Consider the following 20163-nt stretch of genomic DNA (forward strand, 5'->3'; position numbering starts at 1 on the left):
TTTCGCTGAGTGTGACCTGTATGAAGGCTTTCATTTTCCATTTCGGGTTGGCGATCTTGGCCGGGCTGTTGATCGGTTTCCCGAAAACGGCTGCCGAGGAAATCTTTGCGACTTCGTTTCTCGACAACCCCGGGCACGGGTGGCGCGAAGGCATGGACGGCCCTTCGAACGGACGTCTCGCTCGCGAGATTGTGACCTCGGAGCCTCGTCCGGGAATTGTATACTCCGGGGTCAATACGACCGGGAACGGATGGAAGACCACGTTTCGACATTTCGGGGGCGCACAATTGGGATCGGTCACTTTGGCGCCGGGCGAACGGTTGATGATTGATTTTGACTGGACGAGTCAGGATGCGATCAGCTCAGCCACCTTTGGGCAAATTGCCGTCTTCCGTTCCGGAAATGTGACACCCGTGGGATCGGATCCGCCCAAGGTAAACGCCTACGCGGGGCATTTCCGGATGATTACTTCCGAGCCATTTCAAGCGGGGGTATCGGTTTCCGAAGGACCGTGGGATGCTTTTCACACGTATCCGGTCATAGACGCACCGGATGGTTGGGGGCGGAATGTGACTCGGCGGTTACGCTTCACCCTCCACCGAATTGGTCCATCCGAGGTGGAATTGCTGCTTTCCGATACTACCGTCGGCGAGCAGGTTTTGATGATGAAGGAAATCGCCGGAGATGTGATCGACAATCTGGATACCGTAATGGTAGCCGTGCGCCGGACCTTCAGCGCGAACATCTCCCGGTTGGATCGATTTGATAATTTTGAGGTTCAGTTAATCGAGGAGTTGCCCTTGGCGGTCACCGACGCCTCCGTCCTGCCCACGGGCGCGGTGGAATTGCGGTGGCGGATGCCGAGGCATTACTCGGGAGGGGAGGTTTTCGATATTTTTCGTTCGGAGGACCCCGATGACTTTGCCATCCATGCCATCAAGGTGGGCCAAACAAACCATTCGTTTTTCGTGGACCGAACGACGGCCGCCGGCGTCACCTATTTTTACCAGGTGGTTCCCGTGGGTGCGGACGGCAGCTCGCGCACACCTTCAGAAGTCGTTGGATTGACGATTGGGGAGGTCGTGGCGCCGCTGCCGCTCTTGAGTGCGAACGCGTATTGGGAAGAAAGTTTTCTGCGATTGTCGTGGATCCCCGGCCATGCCAGCCGGGGAGAAATTCTTCACGTTTACCGCTGGGAAATTGGTTCAAACGGAATGATCGCCATTCCCGTGGGTCAATTTGCGTTGGGGGACGGGGAAGCGATGATTCCGGCCGACGGCAAGGATACCTTGTACGCGTTTTCCATTGTAGATCCTGAAGGGCGGGAGTCCGCCAAGACCACGGTTTCGGTCAGCGGCTTCGTGCCGGAGAACGAACATTTGGGGCAACCGCGCAGTCATCCGTTTGTGTTGTTAAATCAGGACGAAATCGATTGGATTAAAGACCGGATCGAGACTCATCCCCACTACCGGCATGCTTACGAAAACGGATTGTTGGTCGACGCCGAGGAATCGTATGCCCGTTCGGGACCGGCGAATCTTTCGATTCCTGCCACCCGCAGTTCGCTCCATCAGGATATCGCCCTGGATACGCAACGGATGGCGCTCGGCTATGTTTTCAGTGGATACGTGAAATTCGCGAATGCCGCCGCCGATATCCTTTTGTATTACGGGGATAATTACACAAACTATCCAGTCGACCGGGAGTGGGTGGATGGGCGCCTGACCAGTCAGACATTGAACGAGGCGATGTTGTTGATCTATCTCGCCTGGGCTTACGATCTGCTGCATCACCGCTTTACGGCCGGCGAGCGGAGCCGGATTGAGGATGGCTTGTTGCGGGAAGGGGTCGAAGTGGTGAACATGCGCGATCGGGGAAACTCCAATTGGCAGAGTTGGCACAACGCCGCGACCGGCATCATTGGATTTCTGCTGGACGACGAAGCGATGATTCATCGGGCGATCTGGGCGGCGAACGGTTTCCGCGATCATTTGGTGAACGCCCTGTTGCCGGATGGGATTTGGTATGAACAGTCGATCGATTACCATTACTACACCATGCATTCGCTGACCTACCTGGCGGAGGCAGCGTATCGATATGGGTATGACTTGTATCGCCTTCGGATGGGGGAACAGGTGTTGAAACTGGCCTACGACGGCCCGCTTTACCATGCGTTCAGCAATCTCGGTCAACCGATATTTGGCAATTCCGCCACGGGGCGCCGCTTGATCGCTCCGGATGTGGCCTGGAATTACGCCATCGCCTTTGCCCGTTATGGTGATCCGAATTTCCGGTGGTTTTGGGATAAAGAGTACATGTTCAGCGCCCGTTTGACCGGCGACAGTCGACGCCCCATTTTGTTGTGTTTGCCTCTTTTGGAGCGACCGATTCCCTCGGCGCCCGAGGTGTCCGTTGATTATTCCGAGAATTTCACCGGGGCAAATGGAACAATGCCGGAGGGATGGTTGAACATCATTGAAGGGGATGGGATGAGCATCCAGCAGAACCGATTCGTCTTCCGGCGGCACAACTCCGATTCTTCGGGCTTCCGGCGGACGGCGATTTATTACGGTCCGGGATCGGAGGATTGGAAAGATTATACGGCGGAAGTTTGGTTCATGGACACCCGGCAACACGACACCGCCCAACCGCATGGGATCGTCGCCCGGGTCCAACCCGGCGAGGTAAATCAATTCCCGGCCCCCGGCGGATACTTCGCGTATCATGAAGGCGGGACGCTGCGGATCGAACGCGACCTCCCGCGCGCCGCACCGGGTCAGGTGTTGGCATCGGCTGGATTGCTCGAGCCGTTGGAACAGAATCAGTATTACCGGCTTCAGTTTATTCTCTCCGGAAGTGATCTGGAAGCGAGACTCTTCCATGGAGACGGACGATTGATCGGTTTGGTTCGGGCGACCGATGAGGCATACGTCGCCGGCCCGGCGGGTTTGCGGGCATATCACACGTTCCACGGAAGGGAGACCCGTTTCGATGATTTTTCCGTCACTGGCTCCGCCTTTTCGCCGGGAGCGCTTCCGCCCCGGTTCTCGATCGGCAGCGGTCATGTCGGCACGGCGATTCGTAACTCCTGGGGCAGCAGTCTTCTCTCGGGGGTCGGGATGGGGGTGTTGCGGGGAACTCCGGGCCAACGGACCCCGGAGGTCGCTTTTATCTGGAAGCCGTATGGAACCCGGGCGGGACATCAGCACCCGAACAATCTCGCGATTCATTGGCAGACCGCCAATCATCGCTGGCTGTCTGGCAGCGGTAAATGGGCGGGTTACAGCGAACCGGTCCATCTCGAATGGGTGAAGACGACTCTAAGCGACAACACCGTGGTGGTCGATCGGACCAGCCAGTATCCCGCTTATGATGGAGCCCCTTCACATGTCAGCGACAATCCGGTCAAACCGTCGGCGGGTTGGTTAAACGCATTTGTCGGCGGGCCCGTCTTTCAATACGTCGATGGCGCGACCGATAAGGTCTATCAGGATGTTACTTTGCGACGCCGGGTGTTCCACACGGAAGACTACACCCTCGATGTTTTCCGGGGCGAGGCGTTGCGTCCCCGGCTCTTCGATTGGGTGGTCCATCCGGATGGCCAATTGGCGTCGAGCAATGTCTCTCTCGCGTCCTCCGATCCGCTCGCCACGGGAAACGGGTATCAATACTTGCAGAACCTCCAGTCGGGCGAAACCTCCGGGAACTGGGAAACGCGGTGGACCAACGGCGCCCGTCAACTCCGCCTGGTTACCTTGGGAACCCCCGGGACGAAGGTGGTGAGCGGCCGGGGGCCATGGAGTGGCGGCACCCGGGGCGTGGCACTGGTGAGCCGCAGCGGGTCGTCCGCCAACTTTGTCACGTTGATTCAGGATGCCCAGGGAATCGCGGATCGAACGGTCGAATGGATCGGTAGCGAGAGTATCGCTACGCATCCCTCCGCCGGTGCGGTCAGGGTGACGGGCCCGGATGCCATCGACGAACTCCATTGGAATCCTGAGGGTCTTATGTATTCAAGTAATGAATATACCCTGACGGCGCGGGCGGGGATGGTCCGGATGCAGAATGATACGATTACGGCGGTGACCTTAGTCCGAGGCATGGGGTTCGCGGCGGATGGAGTGGAAGTCGAAGCGGAAATCCCCGCCAGTTTTGCGGTGGTCCGGCATGGTACCAGCCGATGGACGTTAAATTATGAAGAACCGTTTGAGCAGTTGGTTTCCCTGCGCTTGGACGGAGAGGAGTGGCAGGTTTTCCAATTGGATGGGCGGGGCGAGGTCGCGGGCGCAGTCGGGTTTCAGGAAGACGGGGGCTGGATCCGATGGCAGGCGGATCCGTTCAGTTCGTATCTTTTAACCCAAGGTGGGACGGGGGCTCCGCGGCATTTGAAGAATTTCCCGGAACACGGTCGGGACGCCCACTCCGCCGTGGGAATGCCCATGGCTGGAGAAGCGGCATTCTCTCACTCGCAATTTTTGTATGGGGGGGGGCACGATTGGCTATACTTTTATGTCGATCTGGCCGAAGGAATTGGGGCGGTAGAGTTTCGGTTGGATGATCTTTCGATCGCGACCGACATGTTCGTCCGGCATGGGTTCAAGCCGACCGAAAGTCTGTTCGACGCTCGAAGCCCCCTTCCGCGAACCGGCGATCAGGTGGTCCGAGTTGTTCAACCCCAGGCGGGTCGCTGGTGGATCGGAGTTCGGGCGGTCCAGTCCGGCCAGCTCGATTTTTTGATTCAATCCCGCGAGTTTCATCCGTTTGAATCATGGTCCACCTGGCGGACGTATTTTTATGAAGGATACGAAGAGGATGACGCGGTGTCCGGTCCGATGGCTGACCCCGGGGGGCGTGGGGTTCCCAATCTTCTGCGGTATGCTTTTGGCATGGATGGAACGGCGGGACGCGAGGCATTGCCATGGACGGAATTTGTGGAGTCGGAGACCGAAGAGTATCTCTCGTTGGTTTTTTACCGTTTGAAGGAGGCGAGCGACGTGGTTTACCAGGTGGAGGGATCGCCGGACCTTGCGGACTGGCAGGAAGCCACGGCGATTCCGGAGGTGCTGTGGGAAGAGGGAGAGGTGGAAGTGGTGCGGGTCCGTGATTCCGTTCCGGTGGGCTCGGTTCCCGCGCGTTTTTTGCGGGTCCGGGTCGACCTCGACACCACCGAATAAATCCGTTCGGAAGTTACGGGTTAACGTCCCGGCGCGAGGCGTTCGATCAATCGGCGGGCGTCGTGGGGAGCTTTGACCTTGGCGTCGTTGTCGAAGTAGAGGAATACGTCGCGCTTTTTCCGGGTGGGAGGCTTGAGGGAGCAGACCTTCCGGGCGTTGTCCGGTTCGCCACCGGCATGCCATTGTTGGATCTTCGCGGCCCAACTGTCGAGGGAATCGCCGGTATAGCCGCTGACGTATCGTTCTTCCGCTCCATGAAGGCGGAGGTAGGCGAAATCGGCGGTAACGTCCTCGGCATACGGCCAATCGCCGGCTGCGTCGGAGAACACCAAGGCGACCCGGTGTTTGCGAAGCAACCGGATGAAAGATTCCTGCAAGAACGAATCGTGGCGGATCTCGATGGCGTGGCGGAGAGGACGTTTCTCGTCGGTTTCGAGCGCGACACGATCGCCGGAGATCCGATCGTCGTGGTCCGATCCAACCTTCATGGCAGCATCGGTGTCACGGGGCAGAAGGGAAAGAAACCGGTCGAACAATTTCTCGTCGAACCGGAAATTCGGGGGAAATTGCCATAGGAACGGGCCCAGTTTTTTGCCGAGGAGCAATAGGCCAGAGGCGAAGAAGTTGGCCATTGGCTTTTCGATTTCCCGCAAGCGTCGGGTATGGGTGATGTAGCGGCTCCCTTTGACGGAAAAAACGAAGTCGTCGGGCGTTGCCTCAAACCAGTTCCGATAGCTGGAGGGACGTTGCAGGGAATAAAACGAACCATTGATTTCAATGGTGGGAAGATGACGACTGGCATATTCCAATTCGCGGGATTGGGCTAAGCCGTCCGGGTAGAAGTTCTTCCTCCAGCCCGCATATCTCCACCCGGAAATGCCGATTCGAATTGTCGCCCCCATAGTAACTCCCTTCAAAGGCCACTCTACCCGCGAAGGGCGTCGGATTCAATGGGTGGAAGGCAGTTACAGGGTCATCTCTACCGCGTGACGGATGGGGCCGAGCAGGACTTCGGGAAAACAGCCGAGGGCTACGGTGACCAGCGCGAGAAGTGCGCAGGTCCAGGTAGCGGTCGAAGAAGAGATTGCGGGATGGACCGGTTCGGGAACCGGCGCGAAGTAGATCTGTTTTACGACCAGCAGGTAGTAATACAACGAAACGGCGCTCATAAAGAGGGCGAGCAGGACCAACCAAAGAGTTCCGGGCGTCGCGCCGGTTTCGGCGGGTGCGCCCAGCGCCGCGGTGAAGAGGTAGAACTTGCCGAAGAAGCCGGCGAGCGGGGGGAGTCCGGCCAGGGAAACGAGGAAAATCAGCATCGAGAGCGACAGCAACGGCGCCTGGCGGCTCAGTCCGGCGAAATCGGTCAGGCGATCGCCGCCCCGGCTTTTCAAGACCGCCGCGACCACGCCGAAAGCGCCCAACGTGGCGAGTCCGTAGATGACGACGTAAAAGAGCACCGCGTTCATGGCAGCGGGAGTGGCGGCCATCAGGGCGATCAGGATAAAACCGGCGTGTCCGATTCCCGAATACGCGAGAAGCCGGCGGACGCTGCTTTGGGAAAGGGCGGCGAGGTTGCCGACGACCATCGAAAGGGCGGCCATTAAACCGACCAATGGCACCCAGCCGGGTTGGAAATCCCCCCAGCCGGCGCTTCCTTCCGTTCCGGCGAAACCGAGCAGCAGCAGTTTCGCCAGGATGAAGAATCCGGCTACTTTGGAGCCTGAGGCGACCAAGGCGGCGGCCGGTGGCGGAGCTCCCTGGTAAACGTCGGGTGCCCAGAGATGAAATGGCACCGCGGCCACTTTGAAGCCGAATCCGGCCAAGGTCATTGCCAGCCCGGCGCCGAGCAACGGATCCATGCCTTCGGCTTGAATCGCGAGGGCGATCTCGCTCAGAGCGGTGCTGCCGGAGAAGCCGTAGATCAAACTCAACCCGAACAGCATCACCGCCGCGGATACGCTGCCGAATAGGAAATACTTCAACGCGGCCTCGACCGACCGGATGTCCGATTTATTGAAACCGACCAGAATGTAAAGGGAGAGACTGGTTAACTCCAGGGCGAGGAAGATCACCAGAAGTTCTTCGGTTCCAACCACCAGCAACATTCCGATTACCGCGAAAAGGAGCAGTCCGAAACTTTCCCCGTGGTGACGTTCCGCCGGGGTTTCGAGTAGGAGGACGGCCCCGGCCAGGCCCATGACGAGCAGGATGAGTTTGAATAAATTCGTCAGAGGATCCCGCACCAGCATTCCGCCGAAGTGGCTTCCTTCGATGGGGAAAATCAGGAGAATACCGGCCGCCACCACGATTCCGGCGACGGTGACGCCCGCCAGCAGAGGTCCGGGGTTACCGGTCTTGCCGAGTCGGGAGCAGCCGATTCCGATCACCAGGAGGGCGGTGATCAGGAGGGTGATCTCCGGCAGGAGAAGAAGGGTGAATTCGAGATAGTTCATCGAAGAAGTGAGCTCGTCAATGGGCCGTCCAGGCTGGAGAGGATCAGGTCAAGGAATGGCCCCGGGTAGAGGCCGACGCCGACGGTGACCGCCATCAGGAGAATCGCGCCGATCCGTTCGGGCATTGTGATCGGAGGAAGCGGCTGGGGACTCGGAGAGGCGGTCCCTTCGGCAGCAAAGAAGGAGGCTTGCAGGGCTTTCAAGGTAAAGGCGACCGTAATGAGAATTCCAGGACCGACGATCAGAAGCAGCAGCGGATCCGAACTCCAGGTGCCGAGGAGCACCGTGACTTCCGCGATGAATCCGCTGAAACCCGGAAGGCCCATCGAGGCGGCGGATGCGACCACGAACGTCACTGCCGCGAACGGCAAGGCCCGGCCCAGGCCGAAACGGCCGAGAGCGGCCAGGTCGCGGGTATGCGTCCGGTCGTAGACCATGCGTCCGACCACGCCGAAAAGGAGGGCGGCGATGATTCCGTGGGAGAACATCTGCAACACGCCACCCGCGATTCCGATCGCGGTCGCGGTGGTCAGTCCGAGGAGAACGAACCCCATGTGGCTGATGCTCGAATACCCGATGACGAACTTCAGGTCTTTTTGGGCGAGCGCCACCAGTGCGCCATAAAGTATGCCGATCGCCGCCAGCGAAGCGAAAACCAGGCGCCATTGTTCGAATCCATCCGGGAAGAGCGGCATCGCCACCCGGAGGGCGCCATAGGAGCCGAGTTTCATCACCACCCCGGCCAGCAGCATCGAGGCGGCGGTCGGAGCGGCGACGTGACCGGTGGGAGCCCAGGTGTGAAAAGGCCAGATGCCGGCGAGAATCGCGAAACCGAGGAACATCAACGGGAAGGCCCAAGCCTGGAACGCGGGTGAATAGGAGGCTGCGGCCAGGTCGAAGAGATTGAAGCTCGTGGCTCCGGCCGCGACGTAGGCCGCCATGACCGCCGCCAGCACCAGGGCGCTTCCAAAAATTGAATACATCGTCAGCTTCATCGCCCCGTAGGCCCGGTTGGTGGAACCCCATCCGGCGATCAGGAAGTATTTCGGGAGAATGACGATTTCGTAAAAGACGAGCAGGAGAAAGAGGTCGAAACTGAGGAAGACCCCGTAGGCGCCGCCGATGATCGTGAGAAGCAAGGCGAAGAATTGCTTCGGTTCCCGTTCGACGTTCCAGGAAAAGAGGATTCCGGCGATGGCGATGATCCCGGTCAACAGGATCATGACCAGGCTGATGCCGTCGGCTCCGAGGTGAAATTGGATTCCCAATGCCGGAATCCACTCCCGTTCGATCACGAACTGAAACGGCTCGGCTCCCTCGGTTCGGTCGAAGGTCGCCCAGGCGAGGCACGCTACTCCGAGGCCGGCCCCGGCCGCGATCAGGGCGACGACGCGCGCCAATGCTTTGTTCCCGGCCGGGAGAAGCAAGAGGAGAAAGGCTCCCGCGAATGCTGAGAGGAAGGTCCAGGCGATCATGGCAGGAATTGGAGCGTCACCAGGACGGTCTCATTGAAGATGTTCAGGAAAGGAGCGGGAAAGATCCCGATGAGAAACATCAACGCGATTGCCGGGGCGACCAGCAACCGTTCGCGGAGGGAAAGATCCGGGAAGGTTTTCCAATTGGCGGGAAGCGGCCCAGTGAAGACCATGCGCAGAATCCGAAGCAGGAAAATCGCGGTGATCAGCAGTCCCGGCAGGGCGAGGACCGCGGCCCATCCGGCCAATGGGAACGAACCTTTGAAAATCAGGAACTCGCCGACGAAGCCATTGAGGCCGGGAAGACCGAGCGAGGAGAAAAGGCTGATTCCCATCAATCCGCACAAGACCGGGGCGACTTTTCGCAGTCCGCCGAAATCGGAAAGGTCCCGCAGTCCGCCGCTCCGGGCTTCGATCAGGCCGATGAAACAGAAGAGGGCGGCGGCGGTCAGTCCGTGGTTGAAGGTTTGCAGGAAAACGCCGCTCAACGCCGCCTCCCGGCTGATCGCGAGTTCGGCGCCGGGCTCGACCACCGCCATGACCGCGAAGATCCCGAGAAGGCAATAGCCGAGGTGGTTGATCGATGAATACGCCAGGATTCGTTTGAGATCGGTCTGGGCGAGGGCGGCCAGGGCGGAAAACACGATGGTGGCGACCGCCAGGGCGAGCAGGAGCGTTTGGGCGGCGTGGATTTGGTCCGGGAAGATCGGCAGAAGAATCCGGAGGAACCCGTAGACTCCCATCTTCGAGAGAAGGCCGGTCAACATCATCGAGACGCCGGTTGGCGCCTGGGTGTAGGCCTCCGGGAGCCAGGTGTGGAACGGAAACATCGGCACTTTCACCGCGAGTCCCAGGAGCACACAGCCGAAAACCACCAGGAGAATCCGGTCGGGGGTCATCCCGAAGCGATCGCCCAGTGCCTCGGCCAATCCGCCGTTGCGGGCTACTTCGGCCAGGGCGACGAAGTCGAAGAGTCCGGTCGCCAGGTAAAGCGCGAGGAAGCCGAGGAGCATCGCGATGCTTCCGACCATGGTGTAAACGAAAAACTGATACGCCGCCGCGGTCCGCATCGGGCCGCCCCACATTTTGATCAAAAGGAAGGCGGGGATCAGGCTCAGTTCCCAGAAGAGGAACCATTGGATGAAGTTGAGGGCGAGGAAAACGCCGAAGACCATCGCCTGAAGGGTCAGGATGAGGGCGAAATAAAGGTTGAGGTTGGCCTGACTTCGTACCGGGGCGGCGAGGGCGAACGGAGTGACGATCGTGGTCAGGATCACCAGCAGCAGGCTGAGACCGTCGAGTCCGAGAAAATGTTCGGCGTTCAAGGCCGGAATCCACGCGAAACGCTCGACGAACTGGAGTTCGCCGGAGCCGCTGTCGAACCGGAGCCAGAGGAACAGGGCCAGCAGCAGGGAGGCGAAGGAGAAGCCGAGGGCGACTCCGCGGGCCAGTTGAAACCGGTGCGCCGGTATCCATGCGGTGGCGACCGCCCCGGCCAGCGGAATAAGGATGAGGAGAGAGAGGAGAGGCAAGCCGTTCATCAGATCCATGCGATAAGGATGATCAGGAGAATCGTTCCGGCGCCGATGTAGCCGAGATAATGCTGGATGTTACCGTTCTGCCTCGTCGAGATTCGGTTGCCGGATTCGCGGAGGGAATCGCACCCGGCGTCGAATCCCCGGTTGAAGACCCACCGGTCGGCGCCGAAGCTGAGGGAGGCCAGCAGGCGGGAGAGGGCGCCGGTCGCCATCACCGCGCCATTCCAGACAAAGCGGTCGAAGAAATCGGCGAGTTGCCCCGCGAACCGCTGGAAACGAACGACCGTAGCTTCGTAAAACTCGTCGACGTAAAGCCGGTTTTCCAGGGCGCCGTAGATTCGGGGACGCTTCTGTTCCAGCGAATCTTTCGCCCCGGGGCGAAGGGGGTGGCGTCCGTAAAGTCTCCATCCCGCGAATACACCGGCCCCGACCAGGAGGATCGAGAGGACCATTAGTCCGAGCGTTCCGGGGGAGAAAAGGTAGGCCGGACGGAAGGGGGCGCCGCCGCCTTCGACAAAGTGTTGGAACCACGGCCAGGCGGGGGTGGCGACCAGACCGAGAAGGACGGCGCCCCCGGCCAGGAGGATCAAGGGGACGGTCATCACCCGGGGACTCTCATGCGGTTTTCGAGCCGACTCCCCGCGTCCGTTCCCGAAGAAGACGTAGAACATCTGGCGGGTCATGTAGAAGGCGGTCAGGAACGTGCCGGCGAGGGCCATGTAGAAAGGAACGGGCGATCCGGCCCAGCCGTGGGCGAGATGGAGGATCCACTCCTTGCTCCAGAAACCGGAGAAGAAAAACGGGAACCCGGCCAGGGCCATCATTCCGACCGCGTAAGTGGCGAACGTCACCGGCATGAAGTGACGCAGCCCGCCCATTTTGCGGATGTCCTGTTCGTCGTGGCAACCGTGGATCACTGAACCGGCGCCGAGGAAGAGGAGGGCTTTGAAGAAGGCGTGGGCGATCAGGTGGAACATCGCGGCGGCGACTCCGCCGACCCCGAGGGCGATCATCATGAAGCCGAGTTGGGAGACGGTGGAGAAGGCGAGGATCCGTTTGATGTCGGTTTGGGCAACGGCGATGCAGGCGGCGAACAAGGCGGTGAACGCCCCGATCCAGGTGACGGCGATCAAGGCGGTGGAAACGCCATCGGGCCCGGCGGTGGCGGCGAAGAGCGGGAAGACCCGGGCGACCAGGAAGACCCCGGCGGCGACCATCGTCGCGGCGTGGATCAAGGCGCTGACCGGGGTCGGACCTTCCATCGCGTCGGGCAGCCAGACATGGAGCGGGAACTGGCCCGACTTGCCGGCGGCCCCGCAGAAGAGCAGGAGGGCGATGGCGGTGGAGACCGCCATGCCGCCGACGGTGGTGGCGGTGGCGAGACTGACCAGCGTCGATTGTTCCAGCAAGCCGTGGCCGCCGTCGTAGAACAACAAGGTGCCGGTTTCGCCGTAGAGCCAGATCATTCCGAGAAAGAAGCCGAGGTCGCCGATCCGGGTGGTGATGAACGCCTTTTGGGCCGCCTTGGCCGCGCTCGGTTTCTGGAACCAAAAACCGATCAGGAGGAATGAGGCGAGTCCGACCAGTTCCCAGCAGATGAAGAGCAGGAGGAGGCTGTTGGAAACGACCAGGCCGAGCATCGCTGCGGAAAAGAGCGACAGGAAGCCGAAGAAACGGGTGAAATTCGGATCGTGGCTCATGTATCCGATGCTGAAGATACAGATCAGCATGCCGACGAACGTCACCATCGCCAGCATCGCGGCGTTGAGCGGATCGAGCAGCAGGCCGAGCCGGAGGGCGGTCGATCCGAATTCGAACCAGGTGAAGTTGAACACCTGCCGCGCGACCTCCTCCTGGCCCGACCCGCGGATCACGGTGAGCAGAAGAATCGCGGCGAAAACGAACGAAACCGCCTGGGCGCCGACGGTGAGACCGGCCGCGAGCCGTTTGCGGGAGTTTTTGGATACGGCGATGACCGCGGCGGCGGCGAGCGGCAGAACCGGGATCAGCCAGAGGAGGTGAATGAACCAGGGAATGTCAGCCATTGAGGAGGTTGAAGTTGCGCGGATCGGTCGACTTGTAGTGACGGTAGATGAGAATGATCAAGGCCAGTCCGACGGCGGCTTCGGCGGCGGCGGCCGCGATCGCGAAGAGGACGAAAAGGACGCCGGTGAGCGCCTCCGGATCGGGACCGAACCGCCAGAAGGCGATGAAGTTGAGATTCGCGGCGCTGATCATCAGCTCGATGCCGATCAGGATCATGATCGCGTTCTTCCGGGTGAGGGCCGCCCCGAGACCGAGGGAAAAAAGAATGGCCGAAACGATGAGGCAGGATTGAAGCGTGATCATCGGGATTCATCCTCCTTCAACGCGAACAAGACGCCGCCGATCAAGGCCGCGGTGAGAAGCACGGCGGTGATTTGAAGAGGTAACAAGTGACTGGATACAAGCAGGATTCCGACCGTCTCGATGGAGACCGCCGCCTCGGGGGCGGCTTCCGCCGTCGCGGCCGGACTGCGGCTGATGACGAAAACCAGGGCGGCGAGGACGCCCCCGGCGATGAGGAGACCCGGAAGAATCGGCAGAATCTGCCGGAATGAAAAATCCGGGGGGCGTAGCTGGGGCCGGGTGAGCAGGATCACAAACATGATCAGCACCGCGACCGCGCCGACGTAAACCAGGATTTGGATGAAGCCGATAAATTCGGCGCCGAGCAGAATGTAGAACCCGGCGATTCCGACGAAGGCCAGCGCGAGACTCAGGCCGCAGTGGACTATGTCGCGGAAACCGATGGCCCCCAGGGCGGCGGTGGCGGTGACGAGCGTCAATATCAGGAAGGCGAACGATTCGGCGGTGGAGGTCATCCTTCGGAGAAACGGTAGGTCCGCCGGGAGGCGGAATAAGTGGCGGCGGAGACCTGTCCCAGCACCAGATACGGAGCGACCACGATCGGGGTGGTCACGATCCAGGCCAGCAACCCGCCTCCGGCGAAATGCCAGACGGCGGCGGCGACGATCACGAAGAAGCCCATCGGGATCATGAACTTCCAGGCGAACATCATCAGGTGGTCGCTGCGGACCCGTGGCACGGTGCCGCGGATCCAGATGGAGAGCAGGACGAGGAGAGAGAGTTTGGCGAAGAACCAGAGGTAGCCGGGAATGAATTCGAGGAAGGAAAACGGCGCGTGCCAGCCGCCGAGGAAGAGGACCACCGCGAGACCGCTGATCGCGAAGAGCCCGATGTATTCCGCCATGAAAAAGACGGCGTATTTGAACCCCGAATACTCGGTGAGATGTCCGGCGACCAGTTCCGATTCACCCTCGGGGAGGTCGAACGGACTCCGGTTGGATTCGGCCTGGCAGGCGATGAAGAAAAGGATGAAGCCGGCGATGCCCCATGGGGTGAGGATGAACCAGTTGGGCAGGATGCCGAGGGAATGTCCGGCCTGGGCTTCGACGATGACGGAAGGCGACAGGCTGCCGGCGAGCATCACTACCGCGAGGGCCGCGAGGATCAGTGGGATTTCATAACTGATCATCTGGGCGATGGCCCGCATCGCTCCGAGGAGCGAGTATTTGTTGTTGCTCCCCCAACCGGCCATGAAAACCGCGACCTCCGCGGTGGCGCCGAGGGCGAAAAAGAAAAGGATGCCGACGGTCAACTCGACCGGGACCAGGCCCGGACCGTAGGGGAGAATCGCCAGGACCAGCAAGGCGGGAACCAGCATCACCACCGGGGCGAGCAGGTGCAGGGTTTTGTCGGCGCCGCGCGGGACGATGTCCTCTTTGATCAACATCTTGATCCCGTCGGCGACCGGTTGGAAGAGACCCCAAGGTCCGGCGCGGTTGGGGCCGTAACGATTCTGGATCCGGGCGAGGACCTTCCGCTCGACCAGGGAAGCGAGGGCGAACAAGGCGGCGAAAATCCCGAGCAACGTCGCGATGGTGATCTGGATCGAGGTCAACTGAAGCATGAACGGGGAGAACGACCAACCCTCGGCGAGGTAGGTGAGGATTCCCTCTTTGAGCAGGATGGGGGCTTCCTCCGGGTTACGGAGGGCGCTCCACAGGGCGCCGGTCAGAATGCCGGGAGCTTTCAAGTTGAGGAGGGCCAACGCGGCGGCGAACAGCACGAAGAGGCCCGCGACTCCGGCGGCGATCGGGAGGTAAGGGATCCGGGCGGGAGGTTGGGCGACGGAAAGGTTCATGATTCCTTCTTTTGCCGAGCGGCTTCGGCGGCGGCCTCCCGTTTCAGGCGGGCCTCCTCTTTTTTCCGGCGCTCCTCTTCGAGCCGGGCGTCGACCTCGGTGGCTTCGGTCGGTTTGATCCGGTGGTAATATTCGTTCGATTTGGCCAAGTCGCTCTTTTGCAGAATCAGGGATTCAAACCGGTCGAAGGCGGAATGGTGGAAATCGTTGTCCATCTTGATCGCGTCGAACGGGCAGACCTCCACGCAAATCTGGCAGCCCATGCAGACGGAGATGTCGATTTCGAAACTCTTGGGATGTTTGGCCGGTTTTCCCCGGTCGTCGACATCGCCGACGATCGAGATCGCCTGGGGCGGACACTCTTTCTGACACGTGAGGCAGGCGGTGCAGCGGAGACCGGCTTCGGGGTCTTCGCCGTCGAAGACGAGGAACGGGACGGTGCGGCTGTTTTCCGGCAGGGGGAGGGATTCCTCGGGGTATTGGACGGTGACCAGGCGTTTGGGATCGAAGTAACTGCCGATCCAGTTTTTCGCGGTGACCGCCATCCCTTTGGCAATGCCACTGCCGGGCAGGTTGAGTTTTTTCATCGGTCGACTTCTCCCATGACGATGTCAATGCTGCCAAGGATGACCATGACGTCGGCGACCTTTTGGCCGACGCACATCTCCTCCAGGAGCGTGAGGTTGATGAGACTGGGCGGACGAACCCGATAGCGGTATGGGCTGGCGGATTTGTCGCTGATGATGTAGAAACCGAGTTCGCCCTTGGGGGCTTCGACCCGGCCGTAGGCTTCGCCCTCGGGGGGGCGGACGTTGCGGATCTTCGCCTTCGGATCGGTGATCGGGCCGTCAGGAATATCGGCGAGGGCGGTCCGGAGAATTTTGAGCGATTCCCGCATTTCGAGGAACCTGATCATCAGGCGGTCGTAGGTGTCGCCGTGATCGCCAAGCGGGATGCGGAAAGAAAAGCGGTCGTAAATGCCGTAGCGGTCGACCTTGCGGATGTCGTAATCGACCCCGCAGGCGCGGAGGACCGGACCGCTGAGACCGGCGTTGACGGCGGCCTCGGGGGAGACTTTGCCGACGCCCTGGGTGCGGGCGACCAGGATTTCGTTGGCGACGAGGAGCTGTTCCATTTCGTCGAGGAAAGCTGGATACTCGTCGACCACCCGGCGGGCCTGCGCGACCCAGCCGGTTGGGAAATCGCAACGGACGCCGCCGAAGCGCATGTAGTTGCACATCATCCGGGCGCCGGTGAGGGATTCGAAAAGGTCGAGGACCTCGTCGCGCTGGCGGAAGCCATACATCAGGACGCTTCCCCAGCCGCCCATGTCGCCGAGGAGGAAGCCGAGAAAGGCGGTGTGGTTTTGGAGACGGGTCAGTTCGGCGACGATGACCCGGATGTATTCGGCCCGTTCCGGGACTGGGAGGCCGAGCAGTTTTTCGACGGTGAGGACGTAGGCCCAGTTGTTGCTGAGCGAGGAAAAGTAGTCGAGGCGGTCGGTGTAGGGGATGGCGGCGAGGTAGGAGACGTTTTCGGCGATTTTTTCGTGGTTGCGGTGAAGGTATCCAAAAACCGGTTTCAAAGTGACCACCGTTTCGCCGTCGAGGACCGCGTTCATCCGGAAGACCCCGTGGGTGGAGGGATGCTGGGGTCCCATGGAAAGCTCCAGCAGTCGCTCGGCGCCGTCGGAGTCGATGTTTTTCGCGATCATAGTAAGCTAACCACGAATGGACACGAATGAACACGAATCCAAACCAGCTGATGGGGAGTTCCTTTCATGCTGTTTTTCCCAGTTCTTCATTCGTGTGCATTCGTGTCCATTAGTGGTTTAATTTTCTTTTTCTTTTCGTTGGACCGGGGCGAAAGGTTCGCGTTCTTCTTCGTCGTGGGGCGGGATGAAATCTTTGCGCATCGGGTGGCCTTCGAAGGTGTCCCACATCAGGATGCGGCGGAGGTCGGGGTGGTTGGTGAAACGGATGCCGTAGAGGTCGAAGATCTCCCGTTCCTGGAATTCGGCGCTGCGCCAGACGGGGGTCAGGGAAGGGAGTTCGACCCGGTCGTCGCGGTTTTCGGTGCGGAGGCGGAGAATGACCGGACCGTGTTTGAGTGAAACGGAATACAAGTGGTAAACCGCTTCGAGGTGGCCGGGGATGACTCGCTCGACCTGCTTTTCGACCTCTTGCTCGGTGCCGTCGACGATTTCGCGGACGGTGGTTTTCTCGCGGATGGTTTGGTCCAGCCAGTCGATGCCGGTGACGTTGGAGCAGTAGTCGAGGCGGAGTTCCGGGTCGTCGCGGAGGAAGCGGGCGACGGCGGGGGCGGATGCCGGGGAAAGGAGCAGCGAATGTTCGGCGGCGGGGCCGGGGTTGTGGACGATCTCGGCGGTGGCGTCCGGTACGGCGGCGAGAATTTTTTCGCGAATCTGTTCGAGTGGTATCACCGGGAATCGGAAGGCTGGGAATCGGAGGTGGTGTCGTCGGGATTGGAGGGTTGCGATTTGAGGTGTCCGGGCGGCGGCTTCCAGACGCTGCGCTGGCACGGCGGGATGAGTTCGTTTTTGCCGTAGACCGGGACCTGGTATTCCCCCGGGGCGTCGGGATCGGCGTGGCGGGGGCGGTCGGAGCCGGTCAGTTTCTGGCCGCGGATCTTCTCCTGGAGTTTCATGATGCCGTCGAGGAGGGCTTCCGGCCGGGGGGGGCAACCGGGGATGAAAACGTCGACCGGGATGTAGCGGTCGATTCCTTTGAGGACATTGTAGCCGTCGCGGAATGGCCCGCCGGAGATGGCGCAGGCGCCCATGGCGATGACGTATTTCGGCTCGGGCATCTGGTTGTAGAGCCGGACGACCATCGGGGCCATCTTTTTGGTGACGGTGCCGGCGACAATCATCAAGTCGGCCTGGCGGGGGGAAGGGCGGAAGACCTCGGCGCCGAAGCGGGCGAGGTCGTGGCGGGCCATGGTGGTGGCGATCATCTCGATGGCGCAGCAGGCGAGGCCGAACTGGAGCGGCCACATCGAGTTGCTGCGGCCCCAGTTGTAGAGCTTTTCGAGGGAAGTGATGTGGACCCCCTGTTTGCTGAGCTCGCTTTGCAGGCTCGGTTCGATTTCTTCAGGGGTCAATCCCATGCAAGACCTCCGTTTACCCAAGCCCAGGCGAGACCCTCGACCAGGAGCAGCATGAAAACGAACGTGGCGATAACCGCCCCGAGGGGGAGGCCGAGGAAGGCGACGGCGATCGGAATCAGGAAGACCGCTTCGACGTCGAAAATCAGGAAGATAATGCCGTAAAGGTAATATTGGGATTTGAATTGAACGTGGGCGATGCCGCTTGATTGGACGCCGCATTCGTAGATGGCATTCTTTTCCATGCCCGGTTTGCCGGGAGTGAATTTCCAGCTCCAGGCGCGGGCGAGGGCGATGGGGATGAGGGGGAAAATAATGGCGATGCCGAGGAAGACCGTCAGAAAAAGATAAGGGGAGGACTCGATCATAGCCGGACGATCCAACGAATTGTTATCAGATGGTGGTTCACGTTATTCGCGATTTCCGCCTCCGCTTCGGTGAGAGTAGGCCTGCGGTTCCCATACAGGATTTTAGAATAGCGGGTTAACTTTTCTTTTGTCAACGATTCCGAAAAAGCGGAAGACGCGACTGTCCGCGAGGTCTGGTCGGGGTAGGTGGGTTGTTTTATTTTAATAGACGAAGGGTTCGATGCGGTAGGGCACGGGTTGGAGTCCGAGGGAGCGGATTTGCTCGGCCAGTTTCAGCCGTTGATTGAGAAGTTCTTGTTGAGTCAGGGGAGTGAGACCGGCTTGCCGGACTTCGGCGGCGTAGTGGGCGTCGCCATGGGCGATGATTTCCGAGAGGAAAACCCGATCGCCTTTCGTCATCGCGCTGGTCCGGAGGAATTCAATGGAGGCGTTCAGGTGCTCGCGGGCATGTTCCTTGCCGCCGACCCCAACCAAAAGGATGACGTCGGCGGCGACCCTTCCCGCTTTGACGAGGCTGATGGTTTGGCGCATTTCGTCCGGAGTCGCCGGTTTTCTCAGCCACCGGAGGATCCCGGAAGACCCGCTTTCGACGCCGAGATAGACTCGGGTGATGCCGAGTTCGCGCAATTCGGCGTAGTCAGCGGCGGTTTTGTTGAGGCCGGTGAAACCATCGAGGAAGGAACCGATTCCGGTGAAACGTCGCGGATGACCGTGGGCCCAGGCGGGCCGGGCGGGAGCTTCGTGCGGGGAAGGAAGTTCAACGTATTCGCGGAGGGTCTGCAGCAGAGCGACCAAACGTGCCTGGGGGATTGCGAGGGCGTTCGCCTGACCGAGGAAAATCTGGGTGAACCGCCGTAGACCTTCGCCATGGAAAGCGAGGGCGTCCCGGAGGTGGCGGGAAAACTCCTCCACCGACCGGACTCGAAAGGGAATGCCTCGATAGAGGGTGCAAAAGGTGCAGGTGTTGAAGGAACATCCCTCGGTCGCCTGCACGACCAGCGAAGCGTAGTGGTCGGGCGGCAGGATCGGGACTGGCTGGTAGATCCGGGCGAACCGTTCCGCTTCGGCGGCGATCCGATCGGGGGAAAACGACTCGATCCGTTCGAGAATTGGGCCGAGCGTTTCGCGGACGGTTTCGAAATCGGGGAAGGTCCAGCGGGGGCGTGCTCCGGACGCGAGGGCGCGGCGTGCGGCCGTTCCGGCGCGCCAGGCGTCGCGGCAGGATTCGTCCAGGGATTTTGGGTCGAGTCGTTCCCGGGCCATCCCTTCCCCGCCGCTGCCCCGCGGACGTTTGCGGACCACCGACCCTTGATGGGAGACGCCGCGAAACCGGTATTCGTTCGGCGTGCTGAAGCGGATCGGACGGCCTTCGAGATCGAAGATGTATTGGTGGTCGTCGCCGGTGAAAATTTCGAGGCCGTCCCGGCGCAGGCCGAGGAAGAGCGGTCCGAGTTCCTTGGTCGAAAGTTGGACCGAGACGGCGAAACCAGGACAATGGCTAAGGGGACGATTTTGTTGGTATTTCAAAATCGCCGATGAGTCGGGTTCTGTGGCGGGAATATCCGTCCCGGCTTGTGACATCGGGGTATTATTGGGGATTTCCGGCGGCTCGCTTCGCGCCGGTTGCCCGGCACCACGCAAAAATTGGGATTCGGCCCGGCAGCATGCGGGCCTTCGGGGGATGTTTTCGTGCCGGAAGTTTCGGCGTTTTGGACGCGAGTTCGGGGGGGCGCCGTCGCGGGAATCGCAGCCGGTTCGTCATCGATGCGGGAAACCCTGTTGCGCCGTTCTCAAGCACTGTTGTCGGGCGGCGGAGCCAACC

Annotated in this window: 15 protein-coding genes; 1 reads left to right on the top strand and 14 read right to left on the bottom strand. The window is 60.7% G+C overall.

Going from position 1 to position 20163, the window contains the following annotated elements:
* Positions 1-20: 20 nt before the first annotated feature.
* Positions 21-5174 (top strand): alginate lyase family protein, encoded by a 5154-nt coding sequence (locus tag ACWUI2_RS19000; protein WP_486984421.1) that lies wholly within the window; start codon positions 21-23, stop codon positions 5172-5174.
* A 20-nt stretch (positions 5175-5194) separates the two neighbouring features.
* Here ACWUI2_RS19000 and ACWUI2_RS19005 read toward each other — a convergent pair whose 3' ends face one another.
* The 14 genes from ACWUI2_RS19005 to ACWUI2_RS19070 form a co-directional block, all read right to left on the bottom strand.
* Positions 5195-6076 carry a DUF72 domain-containing protein gene (locus ACWUI2_RS19005; protein WP_486984422.1) on the bottom strand — a complete coding sequence of 294 codons (882 nt, stop codon included), beginning with the start codon at positions 6074-6076 and terminating at the stop codon, positions 5195-5197.
* A gap of 63 nt (positions 6077-6139) precedes the next feature.
* Positions 6140-7627 (bottom strand): NADH-quinone oxidoreductase subunit N, encoded by a 1488-nt coding sequence (locus tag ACWUI2_RS19010; protein ID WP_486984423.1) that lies wholly within the window; start codon positions 7625-7627, stop codon positions 6140-6142.
* Positions 7624-9102 carry a complex I subunit 4 family protein gene (locus ACWUI2_RS19015; protein WP_486984424.1) on the bottom strand — a complete coding sequence of 493 codons (1479 nt, stop codon included), beginning with the start codon at positions 9100-9102 and terminating at the stop codon, positions 7624-7626. Before ACWUI2_RS19015 ends, ACWUI2_RS19010 begins: the two co-directional genes overlap by 4 nt.
* Positions 9099-10643, bottom strand: coding sequence for a complex I subunit 4 family protein (locus ACWUI2_RS19020; protein WP_486984425.1), 1545 nt, complete (start codon positions 10641-10643; stop codon positions 9099-9101). The genes ACWUI2_RS19015 and ACWUI2_RS19020 overlap by 4 nt, the downstream gene beginning before the upstream one ends.
* A complete protein-coding gene (nuoL, locus tag ACWUI2_RS19025; protein WP_486984426.1) occupies positions 10643-12685 on the bottom strand; it encodes an NADH-quinone oxidoreductase subunit L in 2043 nt (680 codons plus the stop codon). Before nuoL ends, ACWUI2_RS19020 begins: the two co-directional genes overlap by 1 nt.
* The gene (gene nuoK / locus ACWUI2_RS19030) at positions 12678-12989 is read right to left on the bottom strand and encodes an NADH-quinone oxidoreductase subunit NuoK (RefSeq protein ID WP_486984427.1); all 312 of its coding nucleotides are present in this window, start codon (positions 12987-12989) and stop codon (positions 12678-12680) included. Before nuoK ends, nuoL begins: the two co-directional genes overlap by 8 nt.
* Positions 12986-13504 carry an NADH-quinone oxidoreductase subunit J family protein gene (locus tag ACWUI2_RS19035; RefSeq protein WP_486984428.1) on the bottom strand — a complete coding sequence of 173 codons (519 nt, stop codon included), beginning with the start codon at positions 13502-13504 and terminating at the stop codon, positions 12986-12988. The genes nuoK and ACWUI2_RS19035 overlap by 4 nt, the downstream gene beginning before the upstream one ends.
* Positions 13501-14847, bottom strand: coding sequence for an NADH-quinone oxidoreductase subunit NuoH (nuoH, locus tag ACWUI2_RS19040; RefSeq protein ID WP_486984429.1), 1347 nt, complete (start codon positions 14845-14847; stop codon positions 13501-13503). The genes ACWUI2_RS19035 and nuoH overlap by 4 nt, the downstream gene beginning before the upstream one ends.
* The gene (locus ACWUI2_RS19045; protein WP_486984430.1) at positions 14844-15434 is read right to left on the bottom strand and encodes a 4Fe-4S binding protein; all 591 of its coding nucleotides are present in this window, start codon (positions 15432-15434) and stop codon (positions 14844-14846) included. The genes nuoH and ACWUI2_RS19045 overlap by 4 nt, the downstream gene beginning before the upstream one ends.
* A complete protein-coding gene (locus tag ACWUI2_RS19050) occupies positions 15431-16561 on the bottom strand; it encodes an NADH-quinone oxidoreductase subunit D (protein WP_486984431.1) in 1131 nt (376 codons plus the stop codon). Before ACWUI2_RS19050 ends, ACWUI2_RS19045 begins: the two co-directional genes overlap by 4 nt.
* A 117-nt stretch (positions 16562-16678) precedes the next feature.
* Positions 16679-17290, bottom strand: coding sequence for an NADH-quinone oxidoreductase subunit C (locus tag ACWUI2_RS19055; protein ID WP_486984432.1), 612 nt, complete (start codon positions 17288-17290; stop codon positions 16679-16681).
* On the bottom strand, positions 17287-17976 hold the full coding sequence (locus ACWUI2_RS19060; RefSeq protein ID WP_486984433.1) for an NADH-quinone oxidoreductase subunit B: 690 nt from the start codon (positions 17974-17976) through the stop codon (positions 17287-17289). Before ACWUI2_RS19060 ends, ACWUI2_RS19055 begins: the two co-directional genes overlap by 4 nt.
* A complete protein-coding gene (locus tag ACWUI2_RS19065) occupies positions 17967-18341 on the bottom strand; it encodes an NADH-quinone oxidoreductase subunit A (protein ID WP_486984434.1) in 375 nt (124 codons plus the stop codon). The genes ACWUI2_RS19060 and ACWUI2_RS19065 overlap by 10 nt, the downstream gene beginning before the upstream one ends.
* Positions 18342-18542: 201 nt before the next feature.
* Positions 18543-19922 carry a radical SAM protein gene (locus tag ACWUI2_RS19070; protein ID WP_486984435.1) on the bottom strand — a complete coding sequence of 460 codons (1380 nt, stop codon included), beginning with the start codon at positions 19920-19922 and terminating at the stop codon, positions 18543-18545.
* Positions 19923-20163 lie beyond the last annotated feature (241 nt).

It is taken from the genome of Verruconatronum alginivorum (assembly GCF_056590205.1).